The 399-nt window shown below is 67.2% G+C and carries 1 protein-coding gene; it reads right to left on the reverse strand.

Annotation, left to right across the window (positions count from 1 at the left end):
• Positions 1-399: transglutaminase family protein (locus tag AC0L3L_RS36490; protein ID WP_473642222.1), on the reverse strand; the 399-nt coding region annotated here is incomplete at both ends.

Consider the following 399-nt stretch of genomic DNA (forward strand, 5'->3'; position numbering starts at 1 on the left):
GCTGCCATTGCAGCACCAGGCTCTTCAGCAAGTCGGGGCGGCGCAGGAACGGACTGTCGTTAGGCGTCGCGCCGCCGACGACGACATGGTTGCCGCCGCCGGTGCCGGTATGGCGACCGTCGATCATGAACTTGTCGGCGCCGAGCCGCGTCTGCCGCGCCTCCTCGTAGATCGCTGTGGTCGTCGCCACGCAGTCCTGCCAGTTCGCTGCCGGATGGATGTTCACTTCGATGACGCCGGGGTCGGGAGCCACGCGGATGACGTTGAGGCGCGGATCGTGCGGCGGGCCGTAGCCCTCGATATGCACCGGCAGGCCGATAGCCTTTGCCGCGTTCTCGGCCGCCGCGACCAGTTCGAGGTAGTCTTCCACCGCCTCGACTGGCGGCATGAACACGCAAA

The organism is Mesorhizobium sp. WSM4849 (assembly GCF_055811385.1).